Annotated in this window: 26 protein-coding genes; 8 read left to right on the top strand and 18 right to left on the bottom strand. The window is 66.8% G+C overall.

Going from position 1 to position 26,996, the window contains the following annotated elements; translation table 11 throughout:
- Positions 1 to 355: 355 nt before the first annotated feature.
- Positions 356 to 1,285, top strand: coding sequence for a DUF222 domain-containing protein (locus tag AC4AMJ_RS22300; protein WP_489914762.1), 930 nt, complete (start codon positions 356 to 358; stop codon positions 1,283 to 1,285).
- Positions 1,257 to 1,817 (top strand): hypothetical protein, encoded by a 561-nt coding sequence (locus AC4AMJ_RS22305; RefSeq protein ID WP_489914764.1) that lies wholly within the window; start codon positions 1,257 to 1,259, stop codon positions 1,815 to 1,817. The genes AC4AMJ_RS22300 and AC4AMJ_RS22305 overlap by 29 nt, the downstream gene beginning before the upstream one ends.
- On the opposite strand, the gene AC4AMJ_RS22310 is transcribed toward AC4AMJ_RS22305, so the two are convergent.
- The 6 genes from AC4AMJ_RS22310 to AC4AMJ_RS22335 all read right to left on the bottom strand — a co-directional run bounded on the left by AC4AMJ_RS22310 (position 1,775) and on the right by AC4AMJ_RS22335 (position 7,463).
- Positions 1,775 to 3,033, bottom strand: a protein-coding gene (locus AC4AMJ_RS22310; protein WP_489914766.1) for an IS3 family transposase whose coding sequence is annotated in 2 segments (ribosomal slippage) — positions 1,775 to 2,688 and positions 2,688 to 3,033 — 1,260 coding nt in all. Because the reading frame shifts where the segments join, the coding sequence is not laid out codon by codon here. The two genes, AC4AMJ_RS22305 and AC4AMJ_RS22310, sit on opposite strands and share 43 nt — an antisense overlap.
- Positions 3,034 to 3,268: 235 nt before the next feature.
- Positions 3,269 to 3,655, bottom strand: a complete 387-nt coding sequence (gene pcaC, locus AC4AMJ_RS22315) for a 4-carboxymuconolactone decarboxylase (protein ID WP_489914768.1) — start codon at positions 3,653 to 3,655, stop codon at positions 3,269 to 3,271.
- Positions 3,652 to 4,899, bottom strand: a complete 1,248-nt coding sequence (locus tag AC4AMJ_RS22320; protein WP_489914770.1) for a lyase family protein — start codon at positions 4,897 to 4,899, stop codon at positions 3,652 to 3,654. Before AC4AMJ_RS22320 ends, pcaC begins: the two co-directional genes overlap by 4 nt.
- Before the next feature lie 13 nt (positions 4,900 to 4,912).
- Complete coding sequence (gene pcaG, locus AC4AMJ_RS22325) at positions 4,913 to 5,461, bottom strand: protocatechuate 3,4-dioxygenase subunit alpha (protein ID WP_489898947.1); 549 nt, start codon at positions 5,459 to 5,461, stop codon at positions 4,913 to 4,915.
- Entirely contained in the window at positions 5,458 to 6,297 is an 840-nt protein-coding gene (gene pcaH, locus AC4AMJ_RS22330) for a protocatechuate 3,4-dioxygenase subunit beta (protein ID WP_489914772.1), read from the bottom strand. Before pcaH ends, pcaG begins: the two co-directional genes overlap by 4 nt.
- Positions 6,282 to 7,463, bottom strand: coding sequence for a 4-hydroxybenzoate 3-monooxygenase (locus AC4AMJ_RS22335; protein WP_489914774.1), 1,182 nt, complete (start codon positions 7,461 to 7,463; stop codon positions 6,282 to 6,284). The genes pcaH and AC4AMJ_RS22335 overlap by 16 nt, the downstream gene beginning before the upstream one ends.
- Before the next feature lie 115 nt (positions 7,464 to 7,578).
- On the opposite strand from AC4AMJ_RS22335, the gene AC4AMJ_RS22340 reads away from it, so the two are divergent.
- From AC4AMJ_RS22340 to AC4AMJ_RS22350, 3 genes are all read left to right on the top strand, one after another.
- Positions 7,579 to 8,454: a LysR family transcriptional regulator gene (locus AC4AMJ_RS22340; protein WP_489914776.1), complete on the top strand. Its 876-nt coding sequence runs from the start codon at positions 7,579 to 7,581 to the stop codon at positions 8,452 to 8,454.
- Between the two features lie 76 nt (positions 8,455 to 8,530).
- On the top strand, positions 8,531 to 9,526 hold the full coding sequence (locus tag AC4AMJ_RS22345; protein WP_489898943.1) for an alpha/beta hydrolase fold domain-containing protein: 996 nt from the start codon (positions 8,531 to 8,533) through the stop codon (positions 9,524 to 9,526).
- Positions 9,523 to 10,566: a quercetin 2,3-dioxygenase gene (locus tag AC4AMJ_RS22350; RefSeq protein ID WP_489898942.1), complete on the top strand. Its 1,044-nt coding sequence runs from the start codon at positions 9,523 to 9,525 to the stop codon at positions 10,564 to 10,566. The genes AC4AMJ_RS22345 and AC4AMJ_RS22350 overlap by 4 nt, the downstream gene beginning before the upstream one ends.
- A 205-nt stretch (positions 10,567 to 10,771) precedes the next feature.
- On the opposite strand, the gene AC4AMJ_RS22355 is transcribed toward AC4AMJ_RS22350, so the two are convergent.
- From AC4AMJ_RS22355 to AC4AMJ_RS22375, 5 genes are all read right to left on the bottom strand, one after another.
- Positions 10,772 to 12,100 carry an FMN-binding glutamate synthase family protein gene (locus AC4AMJ_RS22355; RefSeq protein WP_489898941.1) on the bottom strand — a complete coding sequence of 443 codons (1,329 nt, stop codon included), beginning with the start codon at positions 12,098 to 12,100 and terminating at the stop codon, positions 10,772 to 10,774.
- 155 nt (positions 12,101 to 12,255) lie between these two features.
- Positions 12,256 to 12,951, bottom strand: a complete 696-nt coding sequence (locus AC4AMJ_RS22360) for a protein glxC (RefSeq protein WP_489898940.1) — start codon at positions 12,949 to 12,951, stop codon at positions 12,256 to 12,258.
- The gene (locus tag AC4AMJ_RS22365) at positions 12,939 to 13,844 is read right to left on the bottom strand and encodes a class II glutamine amidotransferase domain-containing protein (RefSeq protein ID WP_489914779.1); all 906 of its coding nucleotides are present in this window, start codon (positions 13,842 to 13,844) and stop codon (positions 12,939 to 12,941) included. Before AC4AMJ_RS22365 ends, AC4AMJ_RS22360 begins: the two co-directional genes overlap by 13 nt.
- Before the next feature lie 46 nt (positions 13,845 to 13,890).
- Positions 13,891 to 15,237 carry a type III glutamate--ammonia ligase gene (glnT, locus tag AC4AMJ_RS22370; protein ID WP_489898938.1) on the bottom strand — a complete coding sequence of 449 codons (1,347 nt, stop codon included), beginning with the start codon at positions 15,235 to 15,237 and terminating at the stop codon, positions 13,891 to 13,893.
- A gap of 142 nt (positions 15,238 to 15,379) precedes the next feature.
- Positions 15,380 to 16,309, bottom strand: coding sequence for a LysR substrate-binding domain-containing protein (locus AC4AMJ_RS22375; protein WP_489914781.1), 930 nt, complete (start codon positions 16,307 to 16,309; stop codon positions 15,380 to 15,382).
- A 38-nt stretch (positions 16,310 to 16,347) separates the two neighbouring features.
- Between AC4AMJ_RS22375 and AC4AMJ_RS22380 the strand changes: the two genes are divergently transcribed.
- Genes AC4AMJ_RS22380 through AC4AMJ_RS22390 form a run of 3 tightly spaced genes read left to right on the top strand, consistent with a single transcriptional unit; the run spans position 16,348 to position 19,441 of the window.
- Positions 16,348 to 16,974 (top strand): HutD/Ves family protein, encoded by a 627-nt coding sequence (locus tag AC4AMJ_RS22380; RefSeq protein WP_489914783.1) that lies wholly within the window; start codon positions 16,348 to 16,350, stop codon positions 16,972 to 16,974.
- Positions 16,971 to 18,233 (top strand): allantoate amidohydrolase, encoded by a 1,263-nt coding sequence (locus AC4AMJ_RS22385; protein ID WP_489914785.1) that lies wholly within the window; start codon positions 16,971 to 16,973, stop codon positions 18,231 to 18,233. The genes AC4AMJ_RS22380 and AC4AMJ_RS22385 overlap by 4 nt, the downstream gene beginning before the upstream one ends.
- A gap of 14 nt (positions 18,234 to 18,247) precedes the next feature.
- The gene (locus AC4AMJ_RS22390) at positions 18,248 to 19,441 is read left to right on the top strand and encodes an NAD(P)/FAD-dependent oxidoreductase (protein ID WP_489914787.1); all 1,194 of its coding nucleotides are present in this window, start codon (positions 18,248 to 18,250) and stop codon (positions 19,439 to 19,441) included.
- Between the two features lie 650 nt (positions 19,442 to 20,091).
- On the opposite strand, the gene AC4AMJ_RS22395 is transcribed toward AC4AMJ_RS22390, so the two are convergent.
- From AC4AMJ_RS22395 to AC4AMJ_RS22425, 7 genes are all read right to left on the bottom strand, one after another.
- Positions 20,092 to 21,441, bottom strand: coding sequence for an ammonium transporter (locus tag AC4AMJ_RS22395; protein WP_489898933.1), 1,350 nt, complete (start codon positions 21,439 to 21,441; stop codon positions 20,092 to 20,094).
- Positions 21,442 to 21,509: 68 nt separating this feature from the next.
- On the bottom strand, positions 21,510 to 22,511 hold the full coding sequence (locus AC4AMJ_RS22400; RefSeq protein WP_489914789.1) for a heme-dependent oxidative N-demethylase family protein: 1,002 nt from the start codon (positions 22,509 to 22,511) through the stop codon (positions 21,510 to 21,512).
- Positions 22,508 to 23,500, bottom strand: coding sequence for a PDR/VanB family oxidoreductase (locus AC4AMJ_RS22405; RefSeq protein WP_489914791.1), 993 nt, complete (start codon positions 23,498 to 23,500; stop codon positions 22,508 to 22,510). The genes AC4AMJ_RS22400 and AC4AMJ_RS22405 overlap by 4 nt, the downstream gene beginning before the upstream one ends.
- Positions 23,497 to 25,056, bottom strand: a complete 1,560-nt coding sequence (locus AC4AMJ_RS22410; protein WP_489914793.1) for a heme-dependent oxidative N-demethylase subunit alpha family protein — start codon at positions 25,054 to 25,056, stop codon at positions 23,497 to 23,499. The genes AC4AMJ_RS22405 and AC4AMJ_RS22410 overlap by 4 nt, the downstream gene beginning before the upstream one ends.
- Entirely contained in the window at positions 25,053 to 26,042 is a 990-nt protein-coding gene (locus AC4AMJ_RS22415; protein WP_489914795.1) for a PDR/VanB family oxidoreductase, read from the bottom strand. The genes AC4AMJ_RS22410 and AC4AMJ_RS22415 overlap by 4 nt, the downstream gene beginning before the upstream one ends.
- Complete coding sequence (locus AC4AMJ_RS22420) at positions 26,039 to 26,584, bottom strand: dimethylamine monooxygenase subunit DmmA family protein (RefSeq protein WP_489914797.1); 546 nt, start codon at positions 26,582 to 26,584, stop codon at positions 26,039 to 26,041. The genes AC4AMJ_RS22415 and AC4AMJ_RS22420 overlap by 4 nt, the downstream gene beginning before the upstream one ends.
- A gap of 6 nt (positions 26,585 to 26,590) precedes the next feature.
- Positions 26,591 to 26,977, bottom strand: a complete 387-nt coding sequence (locus AC4AMJ_RS22425; protein WP_489914799.1) for a cupin domain-containing protein — start codon at positions 26,975 to 26,977, stop codon at positions 26,591 to 26,593.
- Between the last annotated feature and the right edge of the window lie 19 nt (positions 26,978 to 26,996).

Consider the following 26,996-nt stretch of genomic DNA (forward strand, 5'->3'; position numbering starts at 1 on the left):
CTCTTCCGCTGGTCGTCGGGCACGCCCTCTTCCGCTGGTCGTCGGGCACGCCCTCTTCCGCTGGTCGTCGGGCACGCCCTTTTCCGCTGCCGTTTCGCTGGTCGCGGGCACCGTTTCGCTGGTCGAGTAGCCTCCGAGCCGCTAGGCGAGGATGCGTATCGAGACCCGGTGATACCCCGATACCCGCCCTGAGCTGCGTCGATCATTCTTGTCGGACCGATGTCGTAGATTGAAACCCAGCGAAATCGAAGCAGTGATGTGATGCCGGATCGGCCCTGTAGGGGGCCGGTCACTTTTCAGAGATATGTGGGACGTGTGGTTTCGCCGTGTCCATCTCTCTGAAAGGTGTTGTGTGGTGTCGGGTTCGGGTTCGGATTGGGCGTTGTCGTCGTGGTGGGGTGAGGCCTCCCCCTGGCCCGACCTCGCGCCGATCTTCACCGGCGGTCTGCATGCCGACCAGATCGCCGCCGCCGACACCAACGACCTGCTCGGGTCGATGGCCGCCACCCAGCGCGGTGTGGCGTATCTGGCCTGGCACAACTATCAGCTGGCCGCTGAACTACACCAGCGTGTGGTCGGTGAACAGCCGCGCCCCGAGGATCTGTTGGTGGTCGACGGGTTCGCCGACTGTGCCGCCCGGATCGCGTTGGCGTTGAGCATCTCCCAGTCGAAAGCCGAACAGCTGGTGCGCGACGCACTGGCCCTGCGTGATCGGCTCCCCCAGGTGGCCGAACGGCTGCGCCACGGCCAGATCTCGCCGGCGCGGGTGGCCTCGATCATCGCCCGCACCGACCTGTTGACCGGGCATGACGCCATGCCCGATGTGGATGCCGAGATCGCCGCCGAACTCGATCTGCATCGCGGGGCGTGGTCGGCCGAACGGCTGCGCGACATGGTCGATCGGATCGTGTTTCGCCACGACCCGGATGCGGTGCGCGAACACCGCCGCCGCGCCCTGGCCCAGCGCCGCATGTGGACCACCCCTCAACCCGACGGCATGGCAACCATCACCGCCTCGATGGCGGCGGAGAATGTGCGCATCGCCGCCGCCGCGGTCACCGCGTTGGCTGCCGCAGTATGTGAACACGATCCGCGCTCGAAGCAGCAACGGGCCTCGGATGCGATGTTCGCGTTGCTGTCCGGAACCCGGTTCGAATGCGCGTGTGGGCGTGAGGACTGTGCCGCGCAGATCCCGGAACCGGCCACGGTGCCGCCGGTGGACGCGAAGATCGTCATCCACGTCGTCTGCGACGTGGATGGCCGGGCACGGAGTCATCTGCGATGAGCACGTCCGCGAGTTGGCGGCCCGCCCGGACGCGATCGTCAAACCTCTGATACCGAAGGGCACGCCGCAGAATCCGGACGGCACCTACACCCTGCCCGCGCATCTACCGTCGAACCCGTACCGGCCGAGCACCGCCCTGGACACCTACATCCGGATCCGGGATGGCTACAGCGTGGTGCCCGGCACCGACACCGCGGCGTTCGCTCCGGGGGCTGATGTGGAGCATGTCGCCGAATACGACCACACGCACCCCGCCGCCGGTGGGCAAACCAGGCCGGAGAATCTGAACATCAAAGACCGGTTCTTCCACCTCATCAAAACCTTCGGCACCTGGGTCGATGACCAGTACCGCGACCGGCGTGGCCGGCTACGCACCGAGTTCACCACCCCCGAAGGCCTGATCATCGAGGGCGACCCCAACACCATGGAAGCGTTGTTCCCCGGGCTACTCCGGGGCCTTGACCCCGGATCTTGGACACTGGGTGGGATTCATGCAGCGGTCAATAGTGTAGCACTAGAGTGCTTTTCGTAGTTGATGGGTGACATGAAGCCGCACCAGGAGTGGCGGCGGCGCGTGTTGTACCGCACCAGCCAGCCGAACACTTCGCGATGGCACGTCACCGCATCCGGCCAGAAGCGGTCATCTTGCAGGACCTCCCGCTTGAGAGTCGCATTGAATGATTCGGCCAACGCGTTGTCGGCACTTGTCCCCACCGCTCCCATCGACTGGGTCACCCCCAGCCTGGCGCAGTGTTTCGCGAAATCCCTACTGGTATAGACACTTCCATGGTCACTGTGGAAGATCGCGCCAGCCAAACTACCCCGGGTCAACGCGGCATTGGTCAGCGCCTCGGTGACCAGTTCGGTGCGCATGTGATCAGCGATCGCCCAGCCGGCCAGACGCCGCGAATAGCAGTCGATGACCGTGGCCAGGTACAGATTCGTCCCATCTTCCAACGGCAGGTAGGTGATGTCTCCGACATACTTTTCGTTGGGCGCATCTGCGGTGAAGTCCCGTTCGACCAGGTCAGCGACCTTGGCATCGGATGGCTCGGGGATCGTGGTGACCACCCGCCGGCGTCGGCGATAGCCGGCGATGCCGTGCTCGGCCATCACCCGCGCCACCCGCTTGTGATTGACCCGCTCCTGCGGTGGCACACCATCATTGAGCTCGGCAGTGATCCGCGGCGCACCACAGGTGCGGTCCTCATCGTGAATCTCGCGGATACGATGTGCCAGCACAGCATCAGACTCCTCACGAGCCGCCCGGGTCGGCGCAGCTTTACGCCAGGCATAAAACGACGAACATGCGATCTCGAGGAGTTCACAGAGCCACTTCACCGGGTAGGTGTCGAGGTGGTCGGCGACGAACTGGAAGCGGCTCACCAGTTCGTCTCCCCGGCGAAATATTTGGCCGCCTGACGCAGGATCTCGCGTTCGGTGGTCAACTTCGTCCGCTCGCTGCGCAGCGCGGCGTTTTCAGCCTCCAGACGCTTCACCTTGGCCTCCACAGTCTCCGGGCCATCCTCGGTGACCACCGGCTCCTGACGGGGTTTGAGCGGGCTCTGCGTCGCGCTGCCGTCCGCGGCCCTCTTGCGGCCGGTGCCGTAGATGGTCAACCACCCACGCAACGTGCCGCGCTCGACGCCGAGATCGGCGGCGATGCCGCGGACCGTGGCGCCCGGCGTGGACTCGTACAACTCGACCGCGTCTCTGCGGAACTCTTCGGAGTAGTGCTTTCGGGCCATCTCTTGATCATCTCGCTTCCTCCCGCACAGATGCGGGATTCAACGTGTCCACGAACCGGGGTCAACTCCCCCGCATCGGATTCGCCACACCCAACCCACCCGGCGCACCGGCGGCCCCGGCGGACGCCCCGACCCCACCACCAACCCCACCCACCCGACCGATCACCCGACTGGCAGCCAAACACAACCGCAGACGACAAGAACGGATGCGCAACCGCCGACGACGGGAGGCCGATCAGGATTGAGCGTCGGGAGCATCAACCTCGGCGAACACACCGTTCGCGATACGGAACGCGGTGTTCGCATCCGGCACACCGCAATAGATCGCCGACTGCAGCAGCACCTCTTTGATCTCGTCACGGGTGAGGCCGTTGCGCAGTGCTGCTCGCAGGTGCATGGCGAGTTCCTCGTGGTGGCCTCGTGCGATCAGTGCGGTCAGCGTGATCATCGACCGACTGCGACGATCCAGGCCCGGGCGGGTCCAGATGCTGCCCCACGCATACTCGGTGATGAGCTCCTGGAAGTCGCGGGTGAGGTCGGTGATGGCGTCGGTCGCCCGGTCGACGTGGGCGTCACCGAGGACCTCGCGCCGTACCCTCATACCGTCGTCGTATCGACTCATCTGCCCTCTCCTGTCGATGATGAACGTGTCGCTGTCATCGCACGCGCCCGTTCGAGTTGTGTGTCGATGTAATAGCCTGTCGCGCCGAGGTACTCCGCGCCCGGTGCGTGTCCGGCGATCGTGGCCATCGAGGCCTGTTCGGATCGCACCGCCTCGCCGGCCGCGGCGAGATTGCCGGCCATCCGGTCGGTGTGCACGCGCAGATCCTCGACGAGCCGCGTGGTCTGGCGCGCCGCCACGACGCTTCGCCGAATGAGACTCCGGAGCGCCTCCCATTCCGCATGCCAACCACCTGGCGTTCGTTCTTCGACGGAATCGGCCGCGGCCAGATGGAGGGTCGCGCCGAGTTGCGGTGTCGAGATCGCCGCGCGCCGGATCATCACGGACAACACCGGATTGGCCTTGTGGGGCATCGTCGACGACGATCCCCCCGCTCCCTCGGTCAACTCGCCGATCTCGGGCCGCGACAGCGTGAGTACATCATTGGCGATGTGACCCCAGGCGTCGGTGCAGCCCACCGCGGCATCGCCGATGCGGGTGACTGCGGTGCGCACCGAGTGCCACGGCGTCGCGGGCTCGAGCCCGAGTTCCCGCGCGGCGACGGTCGCGGTTTCCGCGACCAGGTGCCCGGGATCGACGCCGGCACCGGCGAGTTCGACGACGGCGGCCGACGTACCTGCCGCGCCGCCCAGTTGTACCGGAAAGCGCAACGCGTCGACCTGCTCCCGCGCGTCGAGGACGCCGCGCAACCACAGTGCGGCCTTGAGCCCGAACGTCAATGGGACGGCCTGCTGCGTCAGCGTTCTGGCGACCATCGGGGTCTCGCGATGCGCCGCAGCATGCTGCGCGAGGATCGCGATCTGTCGGTCGAGCTCGCCGGTGATGGCAACGAAAGCCTCGGCGACACAAACCATCAGCGCCGTGTCGACGACGTCCTGGCTGGTCAAACCCCGGTGCAGCCAGCTGGCCGCATCCGACGATCCGAGGCCGTCACGCAGCGCGCGGACCAGCGGGATCACCGGGTTGCCGCCCGACTCCGCATCAATGGAGATCTGTTCCGCGTCACCCTCGCCCACCAGCCCACGGACGTTCTCGATCGACAACGCGGCAGGTTGGGGCGCGACCCCGGCCTTCACCAACGCCGTCGTCCACGCCGCCTCCACACGCAGCATCGCGTCGAGAAATGCCGCATCTGTGAGAATGTCACCGGCGTGGTGGTCCCCCGGCCAGAGCAGATCGCTCATCGGCCACCGCTTGTCATCGTCCACCGTGATCGAGGAAGACCGTCTCGCCCTCACCCTGCAGATGGATGTCGAACCGGTAGCCGTCGTCCTCCTTGGTAGCGGTCAACGTGGCGCGACGATCCTCCGGCAGCGAGTTCAGCAGCGCATCCGAGGCCAGCGCGTCCCCGGGGAGATAGGCGCGGGTGAGCAATCGATCGAGCAGGCCGCGGGCGAACACGCAGACGGCGAAGAACGGGGCCGCCCCCTCGGTCATCGCACCAGGTGCAACGGTCGCGAAGGTGTAATGCCCGGTGCGATCGGTCTGTACGCGTCCGAAGCCGGTGAACGTGAAACCATCCCGACGCAACGACCCGGGCTCCTGGCTGACGTTGCCGTCGCCGTCGGCCTGCCAGATCTCGATCAGCGCGTCGGGAATCGGGTCGCCGGCCCCATCGAACACCGTGCCGTGCAGCCTGATCCGATCGGGATGTCCGGCGGGCACGAGCTCGGCGCCACGGTCGAACGGGAGTGCGTAGTGGAAGAACGGGCCGACGGTCTGGCCCGGGGTGGGTGCGAGAGTCACTGCTGCTCCTCCATCGGGGTCTGGCCGGTGCCGTTGAGGACGATGTCCCAACGGTATCCGGTGCACCACTCGTGCTGGGTCAGCTCGTGGTCATAGTTCGCAACCAGCCGATCGCGGGCCTTCTGATCGACGATCGCCTGATAGATCGGGTCGAAGGCGAACAGCGGGTCACCCGGGAAGTACATCTGGGTGACCAGTCGCTGGGTGAACGCCGTGCCGAAGACCGAGAAGTGGATGTGGGCAGGCCGCCACGCGTTGTGGTGGTTCTTCCACGGGTACGGGCCCGGCTTGATGGTGGTGAACTTGTACCAGCCGTCGTCATCGGTGATGCAGCGACCGACGCCGGTGAAGTTCGGGTCGATCGGCGCCGGATGCTGATCGCGCTTGTGGATGTAACGCCCGGCGGCGTTGGCCTGCCACACCTCGACGAGTTGCTTGCGCACGGGCCGCCCCGAGCTGTCGAGCACGCGACCTGTGACGATCATCCGCTCGCCGACGGGGTCACCACCGTGCTGGATCGTCAGGTCCGCCTCGAGCGGGTCGACGTCACGATGCCCGAACGCAGGCGTCCAGAGTTCGATCCCCTCGGGATCGCTGTGATGAAAGTTCTTGGTGGGGTGTCGAAGCAGGCTCGACCGGTAGGGCGCGTAGTTCAGTCGCGGTGCCGTTTCCGGTGCCGCACCAGCCGATTGGGCCGCAGCGTACTCGGCGCCGATCCGCGCGATCTCGTCGCTGATCTGCGCTTGTGTGCCCGCCGCGGCATCCGAGGAGACATGGCCGTGTTCGGTGAACACCTCCGACTCCTCCTCCTTGCCGGTGATCAGTGGTGTGGCCATCCTGTGTACCCTTCTGCGAGATAGGTGGAGCCGGCCTCCGAGGAGACCAGGGTCTGTAGTTCGCCGAGCTGGCGTTGTTCGTCGAAATCGGATGCGCCAGAGACATTGTGGAGCATCGTGGTCATCCAGTAGGAGAAGTGCTGGGCCTTCCACACGCGTGCGAGCGCACGATCGGTGTAGGTGTCGAGCGCATCGTCGTCGTTCTTGTTCACTGCCGCTTCGATGACCTCGGCCAGCACCCGCACATCGGAGAGGGCGAGGTTCAGACCTTTGGCACCGGTCGGTGGAACCGTGTGCGCGGCATCGCCGGCCAACAGGAGGCGGCCGTGACGCATCGGCGACTGCACGAAGCTGCGGAAGGGCAGCACCGTGCGTTCGATCACCGGGCCGTCCTTCAGACGGAAGCCGTCCGACCCGGACAGGCGGGTGTGCAGCTGCTCCCAGATCCGGTCGTCGGACCAGGTGTCCGGGTCTTCGGTCGGGTCGCACTGAAAGTACATGCGCTGCACGGTGTCGGTGCGTTGGCTGATCAGGGCGAAACCCTGCGGCGACCGGTTGTAGATCAGTTCCGGCGCGCTCGGTGGCGCCTGCACCATCACACCGAACCAGGCGAACGGGTACTCACGGAAGTACATGTGCGGGTCGGCGACGAGTTTGCGGCAGATGCTGCGGGAACCGTCGGCGCCGACGACGAGGTCGGCAGTGATCTCGTGGCGTGCGCCGTCGGCGTCGGTGTAACGGACGGTCGGTGAATCGAGGACGCCGCTCACCTCGGTGTCGGTGATTCCGTAGCGCAGATCGCCACCGTCGCGGGTCCGTGCCCGATGGAGGTCGATGAACACCTCGGTCTGCGGGTACAGCCAGCACGAGGCACCGGCGAGCTTCTGGAAGTCGATGCGATGGCTGACACCACCGAAACGAAGCGAGATGCCCTCGTGCTCGTGCCCGTCGGTGAGCACCCGGTCGGAGACCCCGGAGTCGACCAGCAGCCGGACACTGTCGCGCTCGAGGATCCCGGCGCGATGGGTGGTCTCGATCTGATGCACCGTCCGGTTGTCGACAACGACGCTGTCGATACCTGCGACATGCAGCAGATGCGACAACATGAGACCGGCCGGGCCACCGCCGACGATGGCCACCTGTGTCCGGGTGGAGGCTGTACTCATCTACCGGCTCCGTTTTCTGTGAGGTGATGCGATGCGTTGACGGTAGGAGGTCGGGATCACAGAAGTCGATCTCCTGCTTTCACTCAGTGAAAGCGCCTACGATGTGAACGAACTCATGGACATCACGACGCAACAACTCCGATGCTTTGTCGCCGTGGCCGAGAATCTGCACTTCGGGCGCGCGGCCGCAGCGTTGCACCTCAGTCCGTCGACGCTCAGCGAGAACGTCGCCACCTTGGAGAAGCGCTCCGGACGGCCACTGCTCGTACGGTCGCCCCGTGTGGCCCTGACGGCCGCCGGCGAGGAACTCCTGCCATTGGCCCGCCGCGCGCTGGCGTCGATGGACGAGGTGAGTGACTGGGGATCCGCGCGGCCGGACGAGTCGCGGATCCGAGTCGGACTGATGGTGTCCAGTCGGCGGTTTCGCACCGTGATGGCCGCCGCGACGGCGGCGCTACCGGGCGTCGACTGGGAGATCAAGCATCTCGGCTTCGACGGTAGCTACCGCGCGCTCGCCGACGGGGAGGTCGACTGCGCGTTTGTGACCGAGGCAGGTTCGACACCCGACGATGTGCGTGCGGTGCCGCTCTGGGACGAGGGCTGCGTCCTGGTCCTGCGCGACGATCACCCGCTGGCGCGCCGGAAGTCCGTCGACCGGGAGCACATGACGGGCGAGACCCTCATCGTCGGTCGCACCGCCGAGTCGTCGGCCGGATGGTTGACCGCGCTTCTCGGCGATACGGCGGATGTCCGGGTGAGTCCGATCGCGCACAACTTCGAGGAGATCCTCGAACTCTGCGGCGTCGGGGCAGGCATCAACATCGCCGGCGAATCGGCGGCCGAAGCGTATGCACGTCCCGGACTGGCTTTCGTCCCGATCGTCGACGTGCCGCGCCTGACCACGTATCTGTGTCTGACCAGCCGTCCGACGTCGACAATCCGCGAGTTCGTCGACGTGGTCATCTACGAGGCCCGCACAGTCGACGTCTGAGATGTTCGGGTTTCCCGAATGCCTGTTCATCGATTCCTGATGGACTCCACTGTGACCTGGACCGCACGATGGTCGGGTGAATCCGACCACTCCGATGCATGTACGCCCGCGCACGATGACTTACATCGAACGCGAGTCCGGCCCGCTGTTGCTCGATCTCTACCTGCCTGACAGCGCATCGACGTCGGCGCCGGTGCCGGTGGTGTTGTGGCTGCACGGTGGCGGCTGGTTCACCGGTGACCGCACCCTCGCACCTGACCTGTGGACCCACTTCGTTTCTCGTCGCATCGCCATGGCGGCCATCGACTACCGCCTCAGCGGCGACGCGCTGTTTCCGGCCCAACTCCACGATGTGCGCGCCGCGATCCGTTTCCTGCGAGTCCGGGGCTCCGGATTCGGGCTGGACGGCCGCCGCATCGGGCTCTGGGGTGCGTCGGCGGGCGGACATCTCGCCGCGCTCGCCGGCGTTACCGGACACGTGGCGCGACTGGCGGGAGAGATGGTGGACGCCGACGTCGCGAGCGCCGCCGTCCAGGCGGTCGCCGAGTCGTACGCTCCGGTGGACCTGGCGCAGGAGAGCATCGGACCCGGAGCCGCACTCCCGGGCACAGATCCGCGTACCTCGCCGGAGTCGAGATTGCTGGGTGGCCTGCCGGGTGACGATCCCGATCTCGCCCGAATGGCGAGCCCGCACATGCGCGTGACGGCGTCCGCACCGCCGTTCCAGATCTCGCACGGCACTGGCGACGTGCTGGTCCCGTCCTCCCACAGCGCGCTGTTGTTCGACTCTCTTCTCGCTCACGATGTCCCAGCCGAGTTGTACCTCGTCGACGACTACCGGCACGGCTTCCTCAACCCGGCCGGTCGCCTCGACGTCGCGATGGCGACGGTGATGGACGACGGCCGCCTCGCCGCGGCGGGATCGGCTTCGGCAACCCTGCGGTCATCCGCCCCCGCGAGCACGCGCGACGTCGGCTTCGGTTTCGACACCGTCGGCCGATTCTTCGAGCGCCACCTCGACCCGACCTCCGTCACACCCATCGATTCCACTGCCACACAGGAGAACGCATGACCGTCAACGACCTCGACGCAATCCACCGCCTGACACCCGTCGTCGGCGCCCTGCCCGGCGAGCAGGTCCCTTACCTGATGCCCAGCGGGGACGGTGAACGCCATGAGATCGGCGGTCAACTGTGGACCGTCGTGGCCCGATCATCGGACAGCGGAGGCGATTTCGATGCGGCCTTCGTCCTCGGACCCCGCGGTTCGGGCGCGCCGTTCCACCGTCTCGCGCATCAGCGGTCGTACTACGTCTTCGACGGGTCGATCCAGTTCTGGCTGCCGGGCGAGAGTCGGGTGCTCGGCCCCGGCGACTCCGTGCATGTACCCGCCGGCACGCCCGTGGCCTACCGATTCCTGCACCACATGTCGCGGTTCCTGCTGTTCTCCGCCCCGGGCGGAGCACTCGATGCGCTCGGTGACACCGACGGCGCTGCGGCCCAGCATATCTACCGCGCGACCGGCGCCGTCGAAGCACCCGGCATACCCGCCGCCTGGACTGTCGCCGACATCGACTTCACCGAACCGTCGGACGTCTGGGACGACGCCCTACCCGCCGGCACCGAGGCCTATTTCCAGCGCGCGCACACCGGCGACCACCGGGCCTGGCCGGACGCGATCAACACGTTCTCGGCCCGGGGCGTCAACACCGACCGGCGCTACTTCTCGGTGACCACCCTCGGCAACCGGCAGCCCTACATCCCGCAGCACTTCCACCAGCTCCACACCGAGAACTTCTTCTGCCTCTCCGGCCGGATCTGGCTGTGGGTGAACGGCACCGAGGTCTTGCTCACCCCCGGAGACTTCGTCCACGCACCGCCCGGCACCATCCACAGCTATGCCCTCGGCGCGCACAACACCCGCATGCTCGGCGTCCTCACCACCGACGTGTTCGAGCCCTTCTTCGACCGGACCGGCGAGCCGACCGCCGACAACGTCTACACCGAAGGTCTGATCAACCCGGCCTCGCTGATGGCGAAGCTCGGTCAGATCTCCGACCTCGATGTGACGATGGTCGGCCCGCCGCCGGAGACTGCGTACGGGCACCTGTGACAGGGCTACCCCTGAGCCACTGGGCCTGCGGCCCACCCGCTGGCCTCCGGCCCGCCCGTAACGAAAACCGCCGGTCAGTGTCGGGGAGATTCCGACCCTTTCACGGACCCGAGGCCGGTCCCGGGGATGCTTTCTGGTGCTGTGGATTGAGCACTCCCGCAAAAGCCGGCCCGCCGCCTCGAGCGCACCCGGCTCAGAACCCGGCTCAGAACCCCGCGCCCGGAATCCAACTGGTGCCGGCCAGCGGAACCCGCGCCATCGCCGACGCCTCGATGGAGATCGCCACCAGGTCCTCGGGTTCGAGGTGCTGCAGGTGCGCCTTGCCGCACGCGCGGGCGATGGTCTGCGCCTCCATGGTCATCACGCGCAGGAAGTTCGCCAGCCGACGACCGCCCTCGACCGGGTCGAACCGTGCCGACAGTTCGGGGTCCTGCGTGGTGATACCGGCCGGGTCCTTGCCCTCCTGGAAATCGTCGTAATAACCGGCTGCCGAGCCCAGGGCCTCGTACTCCTTGGCATAGCGAGGGTCGTTGTCGCCCAGAGCGATCAGGGCCGCGGTGCCGATGGCAACCGCATCGGCACCCAGCGCCATCGCCTTCGCCACGTCGGCTCCATTGCGGATGCCGCCCGAGACGATGAGTTGGACCTCACGATGAACACCCAACTCCTGCAACGCCTGAACGGCTTGCGGGATCGCGGCCAGCGTCGGGATGCCGACGTGCTCGATGAACACGTCCTGGGTGGCCGCGGTGCCGCCCTGCATACCGTCGACGACGACGACGTCAGCGCCGGAATGTACTGCCAGCTTCACGTCGTAGTAGGTGCGGGTGGCGCCGACCTTGACGTAGATCGGCTTCTCCCAGTCGGTGATCTCACGCAGCTCGTTGATCTTGATCGCGAGGTCGTCGGGTCCGGTCCAGTCGGGATGGCGCGACGCGCTGCGCTGGTCGATCCCCTCGGGCAGGGTACGCATCGCTGCGACCCGCTCAGAGATCTTCTGGCCCAGCAACATTCCGCCGCCACCCGGCTTGGCGCCCTGACCGAGGACGATCTCGATGGCGTCGGCCTTGCGCAGGTCGTCGGGATTCATCCCGTAGCGCGACGGCAGGTACTGGTAGACGAGATTCTTGGACTGCCCGCGCTCTTCCGGGGTCATACCGCCGTCGCCGGTGGTCGTCGACGTGCCGACCTCCGACGCACCGCGCCCCAGTGCTTCCTTGGCGCCGGCGGACAGCGCGCCGAAGCTCATCCCGGCGATTGTCACCGGGGTGTCGAGGTGCAACGGGTACTTCGCATTTCGGCTGCCGAGGACGACGTCGGTGTCACACTTCTCGCGATAGCCCTCCAGCGGGTAGCGCGACATCGACGCACCGAGGAACAGCAGGTCGTCGAAGTGCGGCAGCTTACGCTTGGCGCCCCAGCCGCGGATGTCGTAGATCCCGGTCTCGGCGGCCCGCTGGATGGCGGCGATGGTGGTGCGGTCGAAGGTGGCGGACTCGCGGAGCCCTCGCTGCTCGATGCTTGGGTTGGTCATGGTGTTCTCCGTTGCAATTAGGGTGTGGCAACGCATCTGCTCGCGGGTTGAGTAGCGACGAGCGAGCTTGCGAGCCCGACGCGTATCGAAGCCTGGTGCGCGATCTCGATACGCCTCCTCACTTCGTTCGTCGGCTACTCGATCAGCGAAGAGCGTCAGTACGCCGAGGTGTTGTCGACGTGGAAGTGGTAGAGCTCGCGGGCCGAGCCGTAACGGGTGTAGTCCTTGGGGTCGTCGCCCTTGAAGCCGGCGGCCTTGAGCAGTCCGGCAAGCTCCTCGAGGTGCTCGGGGCGCATCGGCTTGGCGACGCAGTCCGCGCCGAGCGAGCCGACCTGACCGCGCACGTAGATCCGGGTCTCGTAGATCGAATCCCCTAGGCCGTCACCGGCATCGCCGCGGATGACCAGCCGGCCGGCCTGGGCCATGAAGGCGCTGTTGTGGCCGACGTTGCCGCCGACGACGATGTCGACACCCTTCATCGAGATGCCGCAGCGCGCAGCCGCATCCCCCTCGACGACCAGCAACCCGCCATGTGCGGTTGCCCCGGCCGACTGCGATGCGTTGCCCTTCACGACGACGGTGCCGCTCATCATGTTCTCGGCCACACCGGTGCCGGCGTTGCCGTTGATGGTGACCTCGGCCCGCTGGTTCATGCCGGCGGCGTAGTAGCCGACGTGCCCGTTGACGGTGATCTTGACCGGCGCATTCACACCGGCGGCCACGCTGTGCGCTCCTGACGGGTGATCGATGACGATCTCACCGGAGATGTCGTCACTGTGCAGCGCGGCGTTCACCTCGCGCAGAGACGTCGTCGCGAGATCGAAGGTGTGGTTGGGGTTCAGCGTGTCCATGCGTAGACCACCTCAGGCTCGGGTTCCCAGATACGTGCGTTCTCGACGCCGGGCAGGTGGGCCAGGGCACGGTATTCGCTGGCCATGGCGACCCAGTCGTCGGTTTCGGCGATGACCGCCGGCTTGCAGGCGATGGCGTCGCGCACCACCGCGAAGGAGTCGTGGTTGGACACCAGCAGGGTGTAGAAGCCGTCGAAGGTGGCGCACACCTCTTTCAGCGCGGTCTCCACGTCCTTGCCCTGGGCGAGCTGATGTGCGACGAAGCGTGCACCGACCTCGGTGTCGTTCTCGGAGTCGAAATGCACACCCTCGGCGCGCAACTCACGCCGGATCGTCGCGTGGTTGGCGAACGAACCGTTGTGCACCAGACACTGTTCGGGCCCGACGGCGAACGGATGTGCCCCCGATGGGGTCACCGCGGATTCGGTGGCCATCCGGGTGTGGCCGACGCCCTGCCAGCCGCTGGCGTTCGGAAGTCCCCACGCCTGCACCAGGTCTCGCGGCGCACCGACGCCCTTGAGGACGGTGAGGTCGGCGCCGAAGCCGGCGACCAGCGCCTGCGGGTACACCGCCGTGGCGGCGGCGAGCAGTGTTTCCGACTCGACCGCCGCGCTGAGCACCAGGGTGTCGTCGACGAGCTGTCCGCTGACCTCGCTGCCCAGTTCTGCGCCGACAGTTGCCGCGGCCGCGTCGAGTTGGTCTGCGGTGACGCCGGTTTCGAGCAGCGAAACGCAGCCCTGCCCGGCCGGTGACCAGGTCGGGTCACCGTAGATGGCGATGCCGGCCGAGTCGGCGCCGCGGTCCTGCATCTCGCCGAGCATCTGGCCGAGCAGCTCACCGAGGCGGGGGTGGAGTTCGGGGTTGCGCAGATGCAACCCGACGATTCCGCACATGTCGTCTGTCCTTGTCTGTCTGTCTGTCTGGGTCGGTCCGGAAGGGTTAGAAGGCGGTCAGGTAGTTGTCGATCTCCCACGGGGACACCGCGGAGTGCCACGCGAAGAACTCTTCGCGCTTGAGCCGGGAGAAGTAGTCGGAGACGAGTCCGGCATCACCGGCTCCGGTCTCGGGAACCGCGGCGTTGAGTACGCCGGTGACGACAGCGTCAGCGTCCATGGCCTCGACGGCGTGCAGCAGGGTCAGCGGCAACGAGTCGATATGCGATGGACAGCTGCCGATCTCGCCCGGGTCGAGGCTGCGCTTGATGCCGTCGAGTCCCGCACCGAGTGCGGCCGCGATCGCCAGATACGGGTTGGCCGAGCCGTCGCCGCCACGCAGTTCGACGCGCTGGTCGTCGGGGACGCGGACGAAGTGGGTGCGGTCGTTGCCGCCGTAGGTGGGGCGACGCGGCGCCCACGAAGCACCCGAGCGGGTGGCGGTGGCACCGGTTCGCTTGTACGAGTTGACCGTCGGCGCCATCACCGCCTGCAACGCACAGGCGTGCTCGAGCACGCCGCCGACGAATCCGTAAGCGGTCGGCGACAATCCGAGCCCACGCTGGTCTTCCTCGGCCGACTCGGGGAACACCGGGGCGCCGCCGGAGGTCAGGGACAGGTGGAAGTGCAGACCGGAACCGGTGCGCTCGGCGAACGGCTTGGGCATGAAGGTGGCGACCATGCCACGCTCGGCCGCCATCGTGGAGAGCAGGTAGCGCAGCGTGATGACCCGATCCGCTGTGGTGAGCGCCTCGGCGTACTTGAAGTTCTGCTCGAACTGGCCGTTCCCGTCCTCATGGTCGTTGGCGTAATTGCTCCAGCCGAGCTGGTTCATCGCGGTGGACACCGCGGTCAGATGGTCGTACATGCGGGTCAGGCCGCGGACGTCGTAGCAGGGTTGATTGGAGTCGTCGGCATCGTCGGCGGTGACCAACTCGCCGTTGGCGTCCCGCTTGAGCAGGAAGTACTCGACCTCCGCGCCCACCCACGGCTCGAACCCGGCGTCGGCGGCCTGCGCGATCAGCGACTTGAGGATGTTGCGCGGTGCGAACGGCCACGGCTTGCCCTCGACGTGCGGATCGCAGTGCACGATCGCGAGTCCCTCTTTGATGAACGGGATCGGCGTGAACGACGCTGGGTCAGGGATCGCGATGAGGTCGGGGTCCTTCGGCTCCTGGCCGATGGCACCCACCGCGTAGCCGGCGAAGCCGACACCGTCGGTGGCCAGTTCGTCGACGGCTTCGACGGGTACGAGCTTGGCGCAGGGCTTACCGCGCAGGTCGACGAACAGGGCGAGGATGAACTTGGTTCCCGAGGCCGCGCACAGGTCGGCGAGTTCGGTGCGGTCGGTCATGGTGGTTCTCCGTCAGTGGGGTGTCGAGATCAGTATGTCTGCTGTTGGGAAACTTTGTCTACAACGAGTAGACGCTTTGGATATTTCCGCCCTGTTACGGAGTCGTGAGTGCTGTGTGTCGATCGCCGCGAGATGGGGCGCTTCAGTCGTCCACCCGCTGCGCCGCGCGCAAACATTCCACGAAGCCGTCGACCGCCGGGTTCGACGACTCTTCGACTCGTGCGATCAGCAGTGCTGTCGTCGGCGCACCCTCGATGGGGCGGATCACGACGTCGGCCGGGCGAAACCGCGACACCGACGCGGGGAGGATCGAAATCCCCACCCCCGCCGATACCAGCCCGACGACCGTCTCATGATGGATCGCCTCCTGCACCACCTGCGGTTGCGCCCCGACGGTGGCGAACAGCGCCCAAATCTGCGCCACATAGGCGGGCATCAGGTCGTTAGGGAAAAGGATCAGGCGCTCGTCGACCAGGTCGGAGACCCCGAGCGCGGAATGGGACGCGAGAGGATGTTCGACCGGGAGGACGGCCACCATCTCCTCGGCGAGCAACGGCTCCACCACCAGCCCCGGCTCGGCGCCGCCGGAGCGGATGAGTCCGACGTCAAGGGCCCCCGCCGCGAGTGCGTCCAACTGCTCGCGCGTCGTCAACGGCGACAGGTCGACACGCACATCGGGATGGATCTCACGGAAGATCCGCAGTCCGGGTGGCAGCACGGTGCCACCGGCCGAACTGACGAATCCGACCCGAATCCGGCCGCGCCGGCCTTCGGCGTGATCGCGCGCCTCGACGACGGCATCGTCGAGTTGGTCGAGTAGCTCCCCCACCCGCTCCGCAAAGATCTCGCCCGCGCCGGTCAGATCGACGCGCCGCGTGGTCCGGTCGAACAGCCGCGCACCGACCTCCCGCTCGAGGTCCTTGATGTGCGCGGTGAGTGGCGGCTGCGAGATGTGCAGTCGCGCGGCCGCCCGTCCGAAGTGAAGCTCCTCGGCCAGGACATGGAAATAGCGCAGATGACGGAGCTCCATGCAGATTATTCTGCTTGTAAGAATAATCTGCGTCAAATACATATTGGAGTTTTGGCAATGATCGTCGTCTACTGAGACACATGACGATTGACCACGCGGCTCCCGTATATCCCCTCGCCGCGGATGCGGTGGGCGGAATCATCCGTGCGGCAGAACTCCCGCCGACACCGTGGCGCAACGGCGCAGGCGTGACCCGGCGCATCGCCGTCGGTGGGACCGACTCCGCCACTCCCGACTGGACGCTCAGCCTCGCCGACATCGAAACCGGATGCCGGTTCTCGACTTTCCCGGCGATGCTGCGGACCGCAGTCGTCGTCGGCGACGACCCGGTGGATCTCACCATCAACGGGTCCACCCGCACCCTCGCGTTGCTGGACCGCGCCACCTTCGACGGGGTGGATGACGTACGCGCCACCCCCACCCGAGGCGCGACCAGACTGCTGAACCTGATGACCCACCGCAATGTCTGCGACGGCACGCTGAGCCTGCGCAATCTGCGCGGCACGCACACGATCGGCGCGGATGACGGCGTCGCGGTAACGGTCCTCGCCGGCTCTCTCACCGTCGACCATCAGGAGTTACGCCGCTGGGACACAGTCCTTCTGATGGGCGAGCCGTGCGAGGTCTCCGGCGCCGCGACCGTCGTGGTAGCCCACATCCACCCACCGACAGAGCAGACCCAGCCGACAGAGGAGAGCCACTCGTGACCGAGTCCACCACCACCCGAACCACATCGGTGAGCCGACTGCTCGCCGAGATCGCCGACATCGGAACCGACACCGCCCGAGGCGGTTACAGCCGCCCCATCTATTCATCCGCCGAACTCGAACTGCGCGAGTGGTTCATCGCGGCCGCGCGAGAGCGTTCACTCGAGATCGAGATGGACCGCAACGGCATCATCTGGGCATGGTGGAACCCGGCACGGCTGGCCCTCGTCGACGCGGTGGTCACGGGTAGCCATCTCGACTCCGTCCCCGGCGGCGGCGCGTTCGACGGTCCGCTGGGCGTCGCGTCGGCGCTGGCCGCCATCGATGCGCTGCAGGCAAGCGGGATTCGCCCCACCCGACCGCTCGCCCTGGCCGTGTTTCCCGAGGAAGAGGGCTCACGCTACGGGCTCGCCTGCCTCGGTTCGCAATTGATGACCGGCGCGGTAACCCCCGAACGCGCCGCAGCACTCGTCGACGCCGACGGCACGACCTTCGCGGATCTGGCGGCCCGCAACGGCCTCGATCCCCGTGGGATGGGCCGCGACGACGAGCGCCTGGCGCAGCTCGGCTGTTTCGTCGAACTCCACGTGGAACAGGGCCGTGGGCTGATCGATCAGGATCGTGCCATCGCGATCGGGTCGTCGATCCTCGGACACGGGCGCTGGCGCCTGTCGTTCAGCGGCCAGGGCAATCACGCCGGCACCACCCTGATGGATGACCGGCGTGATCCGATGCTGGCCGCAGCCGCAACGGTTCTCGACGTCCGCCGTCTCGGACGCGCCGTCGATGGCGCCCGCGCGACCGTCGGGAAGCTCGATCCGGTCCCGGGTGGCAGCAATGTGATCGCCTCGCGGGTCGACGTCTGGCTCGACGTCCGCCATGAAGACGATGCCGTGGTCGCCTCACTGGTGGCCGACATCGCCGCCGCTGCCCGCGAACACGCTGTGGCCGAGAACTGTTCGATGACCCTGACCGAAGCATCGATGAGTCCCCGCGTGGACTTCCATCCCGGGCTGCGCGGTCGGCTGTCGACGATCCTGCCTGATGCGCCCATCCTGCCCACCGGTGCCGGCCATGACGCGGGCGTCCTCAAGGAGGAGATCCCGACGGCCATGCTGTTCGTCCGCAATCCCACCGGCGTCTCCCACTCTCCCGACGAGTACGTCGAGGATCCGGACGCCGACGCCGGCGGCGACGCCCTCGCCACAGTCCTCGCAGACCTGATCACCCAACCGTCCAACCAGCCCTCCACTCACTGAAAGCGAACCCTGACATGACCTCCACCACCACCCGTTTCCTCATCGTCGGCGGCGGCCTCGAAGGCCTGGCCATCGCCTGGTCGCTGGCCGACCAGGGCGAGACCGACGTCCTCGTCGTCGAACGCGACACTCTGTGCTCGGGTATGACCGGCAAGTCGAGCGGCGTCGTCCGCTGCCACTACGGCAACCCGTCGCTGGCCGCGATGTCCTGGTACGGCGTCGACATCTTCACCCGCGCCACCGAACTGTTCGGCGATGACATGGCCTTCCAGCAATGCGGCTATGTCGTCGGCGTCGGCGAGAACAACGTGGCCCCGTTGCACGCCAACGTCGAGATGATGCAGGGTCTCGGCATCGACGTCGACCTGATCGGCCACGACAAGATGGCCGAGCTCTGGCCGGGCCTGCATCTCGACGACTTCGCGGCGTTCGCCTATGAGCCTCTCGGCGGCCGGGGCGAGGCGTACATGGCGGGCATGGCTTTTGCCGCTGCGGCACGCAAACTCGGCGTGAAGGTGCGTCAGTCGACGACCGTCACGAAGCTGCTCCAGGGCGCGGACGGCCGCGTCATCGGCGCGGAGCTCGCCGACGGCGACACCATCCATGCCGACACCGTGATCGTCGCCGCCGGTCCGTGGACCCCTGCACTGACCGAACCGGTGGGAGCACCGGTCGACGTTCGCGCCCAGCGGGCCCAACTCGTGCTGATCGACCAGGGTGAACCCACCCCGGTGGTGCCGGTGCTCTCGGACCTCGCCGGTCTGTCGTACGTTTGCCGCGAACCCAACGGCGAACTGCTGGTGGGCAACTCCGACCACGCCGCGCCGCAGTACATCGACCCGGACAACTACATCAACCGCGCCGACGAGAGCACCATCGACAAGATCATCATGAAGATAGGTCACCGCCTGCCCGACATGCCCGATCCGCGCATCACCAGCAGCTACGTCGGCGCCTACGACGTGACACCGGACTACAACCCGATCATCGGCCGCGCGCCCGTCGACGGGCTGTTCCTGGCGACCGGATTCTCCGGCCACGGCTTCAAGATCTCCCCGGCCGTCGGCAAGCTGGTCGCCGACCTGCTGCTCAGCGGTTCGACGACGCTGAAGAACGTTGATCCGCACGACTTCCGGTACTCGCGATTCGCGGAGAACGATCTCCTGCTGAGCCTCAACCCGTATGAGGGGGCCGGCGAGATGCGCTGAGATCGACCGGCGCACATACGAGAAGGGCACCCCGTCAGCGGCGGGGTGCCCTTCTATGTGTGCGTCGTGACCGTCGAGCCCTGAGGTGATGAGCTTGCAAGCGTCACCCCCGGCCCCCCCGAGGAGCCTCCGAGCTTGCGAGCGTCGCCACCTCGGTCCCTGAGGAGCCTCCGAGCTTGCGAGCATCACCACCCCGGTCCCTGAGGAGCCTCCGAGCTTGCGAGCGTCACCACCCCGGTCCCTGAGGAGCCTCCGAGCTTCCGAGCATCACCACCTCGGTCCCTGAGGAGCCTCCGAGCTTGCGAGCGTCGCCACCTCGGTCCCTGAGGAGCCTCCGAGCTTGCGAGGATGCGTCACGAAGGGCCGCCCCTTCGTGACGCTCCTCCGCTAGCGCTCCGGAGCTCCTCAGGGAGCGTGGTGACAGCGCATCTCCCGCTAGCGCTCCGGAGCTCCTCAGGCTCAGGGAGCGTGGTGGCAGACTGCGGTAAATGACAGCGCCACAACGAAATACCCAAGCCCCGCCTCATCGTGCTCGACAGGTCACCACCTCGGTCCCTGAGGAGCGAGCTTGCGAGCGTCACGAAGGGCCGCCCACCGCACACCACAACGGGGGCCCACCGCCATGGTGGACCCCCGCAGGACGGAATAGATCAGCTGGATACCGGGATCGGCTCCGACGATCCGGTCGCGGCCGTACCAACCCGCGGCGGCACGGTCGCCGACAGCCCCGGTGCATGTCCCACCCCGGCAGCCGGGATCTCGTACGCCGACTCCGCGTGCACGGTCGAGTCCAGGCCGGCCACCTCGGTTTCCTCGTCGACCCGCAGCCCGATCGTCTTGTCCAGAGCCTTGGCGATCAGATAGGTGGCGACGAACGAGAACGTGCAGGTGATCACGATGCCGGCGAGTTCACGCCACAGGATGCCGAAGTCACCGCCGAGCAGGATGCCCTCCACGCCGGCGGGGGCCGACTCGGTGGCGAACAGCACGATGCACAGGGTGCCCACGATGCCGCCGATACCGTGGACGACAAACGCGTCGAGGGTGTCGTCGACCTGGAACTTGTTCTTGAAGCTCAGGCAGAAGGCCACCACACCACTCGCGAGGATGCCGACACCGAGCGCGCCGACCGGGCTCATCGTGTTCGCGGACGGAGTGATTCCCACCAATCCGGCGATGGCACCGGTCATCATGCCGAGCGATGTGACATGTCCCTCGCGGATGCGTTCGATGATGGCGAAGCCGATCATGCCCGCGCCACCGGCGAGCAGCGTGTTGAGGATGACCACCTGGGTCACGAAGTTCGCGCCACCGGCGCAACTGCCGTTGAACCCGAACCAGCCGAACCACAGGATGCCGCCGCCGAGCAGGGCAAGCGGGACATTGTGCGGCCGTTCCATCCGACGGCGTCGGGCACCCAGCACGAGAGCCAGAGCCAGCGCGGCCACACCGGAGTTCATGTGCACCGCCGTACCGCCGGCGAAGTCATGGATACCGACGTCGTTCAGCAGGAAGCCACCACTGAAGCCGTCACCGTCTGCCGTGAACACCCAGTGCGCCACCGGGAAATACACCAGGGTCAGCCAGATCGGCGCAAACACCAACCATGCCGAGAACTTCATCCGGCCGGCGGCGCCGCTCGCCACGATCGCGACGGTGATGGCGGCGAACAGGATGAACCAGGCCGCGACGTAGAGCACCTGGATTCCCCCGGACGCGTCGTCGGACATCCACTTCCCGAGCCCGAGGTAGTCGGCCGGGTTCCCGATGATCCCCCAGCCCTTCACCGACGGTCCGGAGACCAACCCATAGCCGAACAGGACGTACAGCACACAGGTGATGCCGAGGGTGGCCAGCACCATCGTCATCATGTTGAGGACGTTCTTGGAGCCGACCATGCCACCGTAATAGAGGGCGAGGCCGGGAAACATGAGCAGGACGAAGACGAATGCCGCCAACATCCAGGACAGGTCCGCGTGCGCGGAGAGTACGGATTCCATGGGAGAACTTTCGGTGAGGTGGGAATGGATCGCGGAATTGAGAACGGGTGGTGTGTGATTCGACGGACTCAGGGTTCGCGCAGGTATGCGACGGCATCGTCGCGGTAGTCCAGGAATCCTTTGTACGATGCGATGGGTTCGCTGAGTGTCTCGATGACCGTGGCCAGTTGTTCCGACCACGCCGGGATGCGCCTGACCTCCTCCAACGAGGCCATGAAGGTGCGGATGTTGAAGGTGACCGCACCGGTCATCGGCAGGCGGATGAAGTGCTCGAGCTCGATTCGCAGCTGCGCGCGCCCGAAGTCGCCTTCGCGCACCATCCGCCCGATATCGCCCGCCCATTCGGGGAGCTCTTCGAGGCTGACATCCAGCTTCGGCGAATCCGATGCCGACAGTGTCCAGTTGACCCGCCGGTAGACCTGATCGGCAGGCAGTCGCCGCAGGAACTGTTCGGCCCGCGACACGATGCCCTGGCGGATGAGTCCCGGTACCGGCGCATGGATCTCGTCCATGTCCATGCCGACATCGAACGACACCGACCAGGCGGCTGCGAAGGTGACCGCCCCGGCGTCGAAGTAGAGGCGGCCGTCACGCTCGATGACCAGCAGGAGATCGTCGGGTATCTCCCGGGCCAGGAAGTCCAGCGGGCCGTGCGGCAAGGTGTCGTCGGAGCCCGGGACGAAGTACTGGTCGGTTCCGAGAAGGTCATTGCGCCACTGGAACCGACCGTCGTCGTGCTCGGTCAGACGCATCACGTCCGGGTAGGTCAGGGCCAGGTCCCGCAGGTAGTAGAGCAGCAGGTCCCAGCACGCCAATTCCATTCCGGGCCGTACCTTCACGCGGTGCGGATCGGCGTCGAGTATCCGACGGCGCTCGGCCATGATCGTCGTGTACTCGGCGCCGCCGAGGTCGACGATGTGCCGACCCCATTCACCGCCGCGGGTGGCCCGGGGAATGCGTGCCGGTTCGACGTTGACGCTGTAGCGGAACTCGTCGAGTTCGTCGGGGAAGGGCCACGGGAGGTTGGCCAGATGGTCGACGGATTCGATACGCCCGGTGGTGATCGTCATAGGTCCACCTCGATGTCCTGGCCGCGCGAGACGCAGCAGAGCATGCTGTCGCCGGCGGCACGTTCGTCGTCGGAGAGTACGAAGTCGCGGTGCTCCATCGTCCCGGAGCGGACCGGAATCCGGCATTCGCCGCAGACTCCTTGCCGGCACAGGTTCGGCACCGGTAGACCCGCGTCGAGCAGGCGCTGTAGCAACGACACACCTGCCGGGACCTCGATCACTTCTCCGGTGGATGCCACGGTGGCCGAGAAGGGCTCTCCCGGTTCCTGTTCCGGTGCGGTGAAGCGTTCGAGATGGATGCGTGCCGACGGCCAGCCGGCGGCACGCGCGGCAACCGTGTAGGCCTCCAGCATCGGCCCGGGACCACACGCGTAGGCGTGGGCGCCCAGCGGTTGCACGGCGAAGCGCTCGGCGAGCACCGCCGCCGTTTGGTCGACACCGGAGACCTCGTACAGCGTGATGCCCGGGTTCGCGGCGAGGCCGCGGAGTTCGTCGAGGTGTGCTGCGTGTCCGGGCCGATACGAGTAGATGATCTCGGCGGTGCCACCCTGCCGGAGCACGGACCGGGCGTGGGACAAAATCGGCGTGACACCGATTCCACCTGCCACCAGCAGCGCATGCCGTTGGTTCCAGATCGGGGCGAACATCGATCGCGGGCCCTCGATCTCGAGCAGGTCACCTTCGGACACATTGTCGTGCAACCAGTCCGACCCTCCGCCCTGACCGCGCCGCAGCACCGAGATGCCGTAGCTCGTCGGCAGAAAGCCGTCGTCGACGAGCGAATAGGCGTTGCGATGCTCACCCGCGGTGACGATGAGGTGGCTGCCCGGCTGGTACGGCGCGAGTCTACCGCCGTCGACGGGCAGCAAGCGGAAGTGCGTGATGTCGGCGGTGACGGAGACCACTGCCGCCACGCGAACGAATCGTACTCCGTTGTCGTACACGGTGTGTCGTGAGCCTGTCAGCCCCGGCTCGGAAGTGACGGTCATGATGACTCTGCGCTTCCGGCCGACGAGGCGAGGAAGCTGCCCCGCGTCGCCGAGTGATGCGCGTGAACCTCGAGCCGTCGGGCACAGCCGGGACAGTCGACCTCGCCACCCGGGGTTCCCTCGACCCGGAAGGTGTCGCGACAGTGCGCGCAGTAGACCGGCAGGTCGCGGGTGTGGACGACGAACGCGGACAGTTCCTCTGCGAGCGCTCCGCCGCCCCGCGCGGCGGCGAGCGCGGTGAGCACGTCGTACTGGCCACCGACCACATACACCCGGACGCCGGTGAGCGCGTCGGCGAGCGCAGCGGTCAAGGTGTCCCGATCATGCTGGACGCTCAGCGAGTCGAGCACGAGCATCCGTGTGGGGCCGGCGGCCTCGGCAGCGGCAACCCACTTGCGCGAGACCTCGGCGATTCGCCGCTCGGTACCGATCGCGATCACCAGGAACGATGTTCCGACGGGATCGATCGGATCCGGGGTCGAGGGCCAGACCGGCAACCCGTTGCCCGGACGGTCGTCTGCGTCGCTGGTCATGGGTACGGCACCCGCAACGTGGGGTGACACCTGCCGGAGCCACTGTGCCGCTCGCGCCTTGTATTTGATGACTCCTTTGTAATCGGCCATGTCGTCGGGGAGTTCGTCGAAGACCTCGGCGGCCCGTCGCCGCCAGGGTTCGACGGTGGCCAGGGTTTCCAGCGGCAGCATGTAGGTGCGGATGAGGAACATCACCGCGCCGGAGTCGGGCAGACGGATCAGGTGCTGGACCTCGACGCGCAGGTGGACGAGCCGACCGAATGTCTCATCGTCGACGTGTTGGATCATCTCGCGGTCGGGTCCCCACTCGGGGTAACGCTCGGTGGACACGTCGAGTCGCCGTCCGATGGTCATCGTCCAGTTGGTCCGGCGATAGGGCTGATGTGGTTGTAGGCGCTTGAGGAATTCGTGTGCGCGGGTGATCACCCCTTCGTTGCGCACGCGCGGGACCGGTCCGTGGATCTCGAGAAAGCTCATACCGACGTCGAATCCGAAGCTCCAGTCCGCGGCGAAGGTCACCACGCCGGCGTCGGCGAACAGTTGGCCGTCGCGTTGGTCGAGCAGGACCACGTCTTCCTGGATCTGTGCGCAGATGTATCCCAGCGGGTCGTCGGGCAGAGTCGCGTCGTCGCCATAGGTGAACGTCTGCGTGATGTCGAGCAGCCCGTTCTCCCAGTGCCATTCGTCACCGGAGCATTGGTCGCCGGAGCGACGCAGCGCGAAGTCCTCCGGGTAGGCGGTGGCCAGTTCGCGCATGATCGTCAACATGGCGTCCCAGCTCGCCGGCCGCATGTGCGGCAACACCGCGTGTCGCGAGTCGTCCACGGCGAGGACGGCTTCGCGTTCGGAGATCTCGTGGTGATAGTCGGCGTCGATGTCGATGATCCGGTCGCCCCACTGGCCTGCCGCGGTCGCGACCACGCCGGCGGCGGGTTCGACATTGGTGCTGTAGCGATAGTGGTCGTCGACGAACGGGAAGGGGAAGCCGGCCACGAATGCCGCTTCGGACAGGGCGGTGCTCACAGGGGTACCTCCAGCGTGGTGCCTTCGTCGGCGCGGGTCACACAGGGCATGAACGTGTCCCCGGCCTGCTTCTCGTCATCGGTCAGGTACAGATCCCGGTGCACCGGGTTGCCACCGGACAGCGGTATGCGACATTCGCCGCACACCCCCTGACGGCAGCGATTCGGGATCGCCAGCCCGTGCTCCTCCAGTGCCTCGAGCACCGAGGTGCCGGCCGGGATATTCAGCGTCGCATCGGATTCGGTGAGGCGAACGACGAACGGGTCGCCGGCGTCGAGGGCATCCGCGCCGAACCGTTCGAAGTGGATCCTCGATTCCGGCCAGCCGAGCTCGCGCGCGGTCTCCAGGACGTGGTCGATCATCGGGGCCGGCCCGCACACATAGAGATGCGTGCCGATCGGTTGGTCCGCGAGCGTCGTGGCGAGCCGCTCGGTGAAGTCATCTTGTTCGGTGAACAGCTCGGCTCGCCGCCCGGCCACGTCGATGATGTCATCGACGTGGGCGGCGCGGCCTTCACGGAACGTGTAGAGCACCTGGACTTCTCGCTCCCAACGACGTGCGGCGCGCAGGTGCGAGAGGATCGGTGTCACGCCGATACCGCCCGCGACGAGAAGATGCTTTGTCGCGCGGGCGGCCGGGGCGAACGCGCTGCGCGGGATCTCGACGGCGACCACGTCGCCGACCGCCAGCGTGTCGTGCATCCAGCGTGACCCGCCGTTGCCGTCACCGATCCGCAACACCGAGATGGCGTAGTGGGTCGGCGCGACGCCTTCCGAAGTCAGGCTGTAGGCGTTGGCACGGTCGCCCGCCGTGATCACGAGGTGGCTTCCCGGAACGAATCCGGGCAGTACCGAGCCGTCGGGTGCGGCGAAGGTGAAGCTACGAATTCCCGGTGCGGCATCGTCGATCTCGGTGACAACGAGCTTGCGGCTCGTGCTCTGCGACCGATCGTCGCGAGCGGTCTGTCCGGGGATGGTGACGGTCACTGTGTGGACTCTCCTGCGATCGCCGACGTCTCGGCGTCGACCATGAAGCCCAGATATCGGCCGGAACGACGTGAGACGTGATGGTAGATGAGTAGGTGCCGTCGGCAGCCGACGCAGTCGATGACGTCGTCCACCCCGGACTCCGTCGAGGTCACCGCGCGACAGTGCGAACAGAAGACCTCGATGGGACCGTCCGACGACGCCACGACGTGGATCTCGTCATCCTCGAGCCCTGCCGAGGTGGCCACGCCCCGCAATGCGAGTGCCGCACCGGGTGACGCGACGATGACCACCCGGATACCCACACGGGCGCCGGTGATCTCGTCGCGCAACGCGTCGGCCGCGAGGTCGACGTCGTCGAAGGTCAGGGTCCGCAGCGCGACGTCGGCGGGTAGGGCATCCACCCAACGCCGCATGCCGTCGCCGGCGTCGGGCCCGACGCCGATCACGACGTGGAGACGACCCGACGGATCGGGCGACGCCTCCACCGTCGCGTGCGGCCGCGCCCAGACCGGGATGCTCGAGAATGCGATCTGCGACATGGTGCTTCAGAGCAGGTCGGCGTCGCGGTGTCCGGCGTAGAAGGCCAGCGCGTAGCTCGGGGTGCTGAAGTAGATCTTCGAGCCCTTGGGGAAGAAGATGGCGTCCTTGGCCTTGGCGACCTGCTTCTGGCCGGTCTCCTTGTTCTCCAGCAAGAACTCGCCCTCGAGGACGACCTTCATCTCGTCGTACTCGTACTCGTAGTACAGCGGCTCGCCGGTGTGGCGCAGCTCGAAGTAGCCGGAGCACATCACACTGTTCTGCGGGTTCTCGTAGACGTCCCCGATGAAGCCCTCGGTCCCGGGGTACTCTGACTCGGGCATTTTGGGCAGGTTCTCCCAGGCCCCGCTGGTCACCAGGAACGGGGTGGCGGTGTCGGTGCTCTCGACGGTCATGTTGGGTCCTCCGGATCGT

Source organism: Gordonia sp. LMA484 (assembly GCF_058129505.1).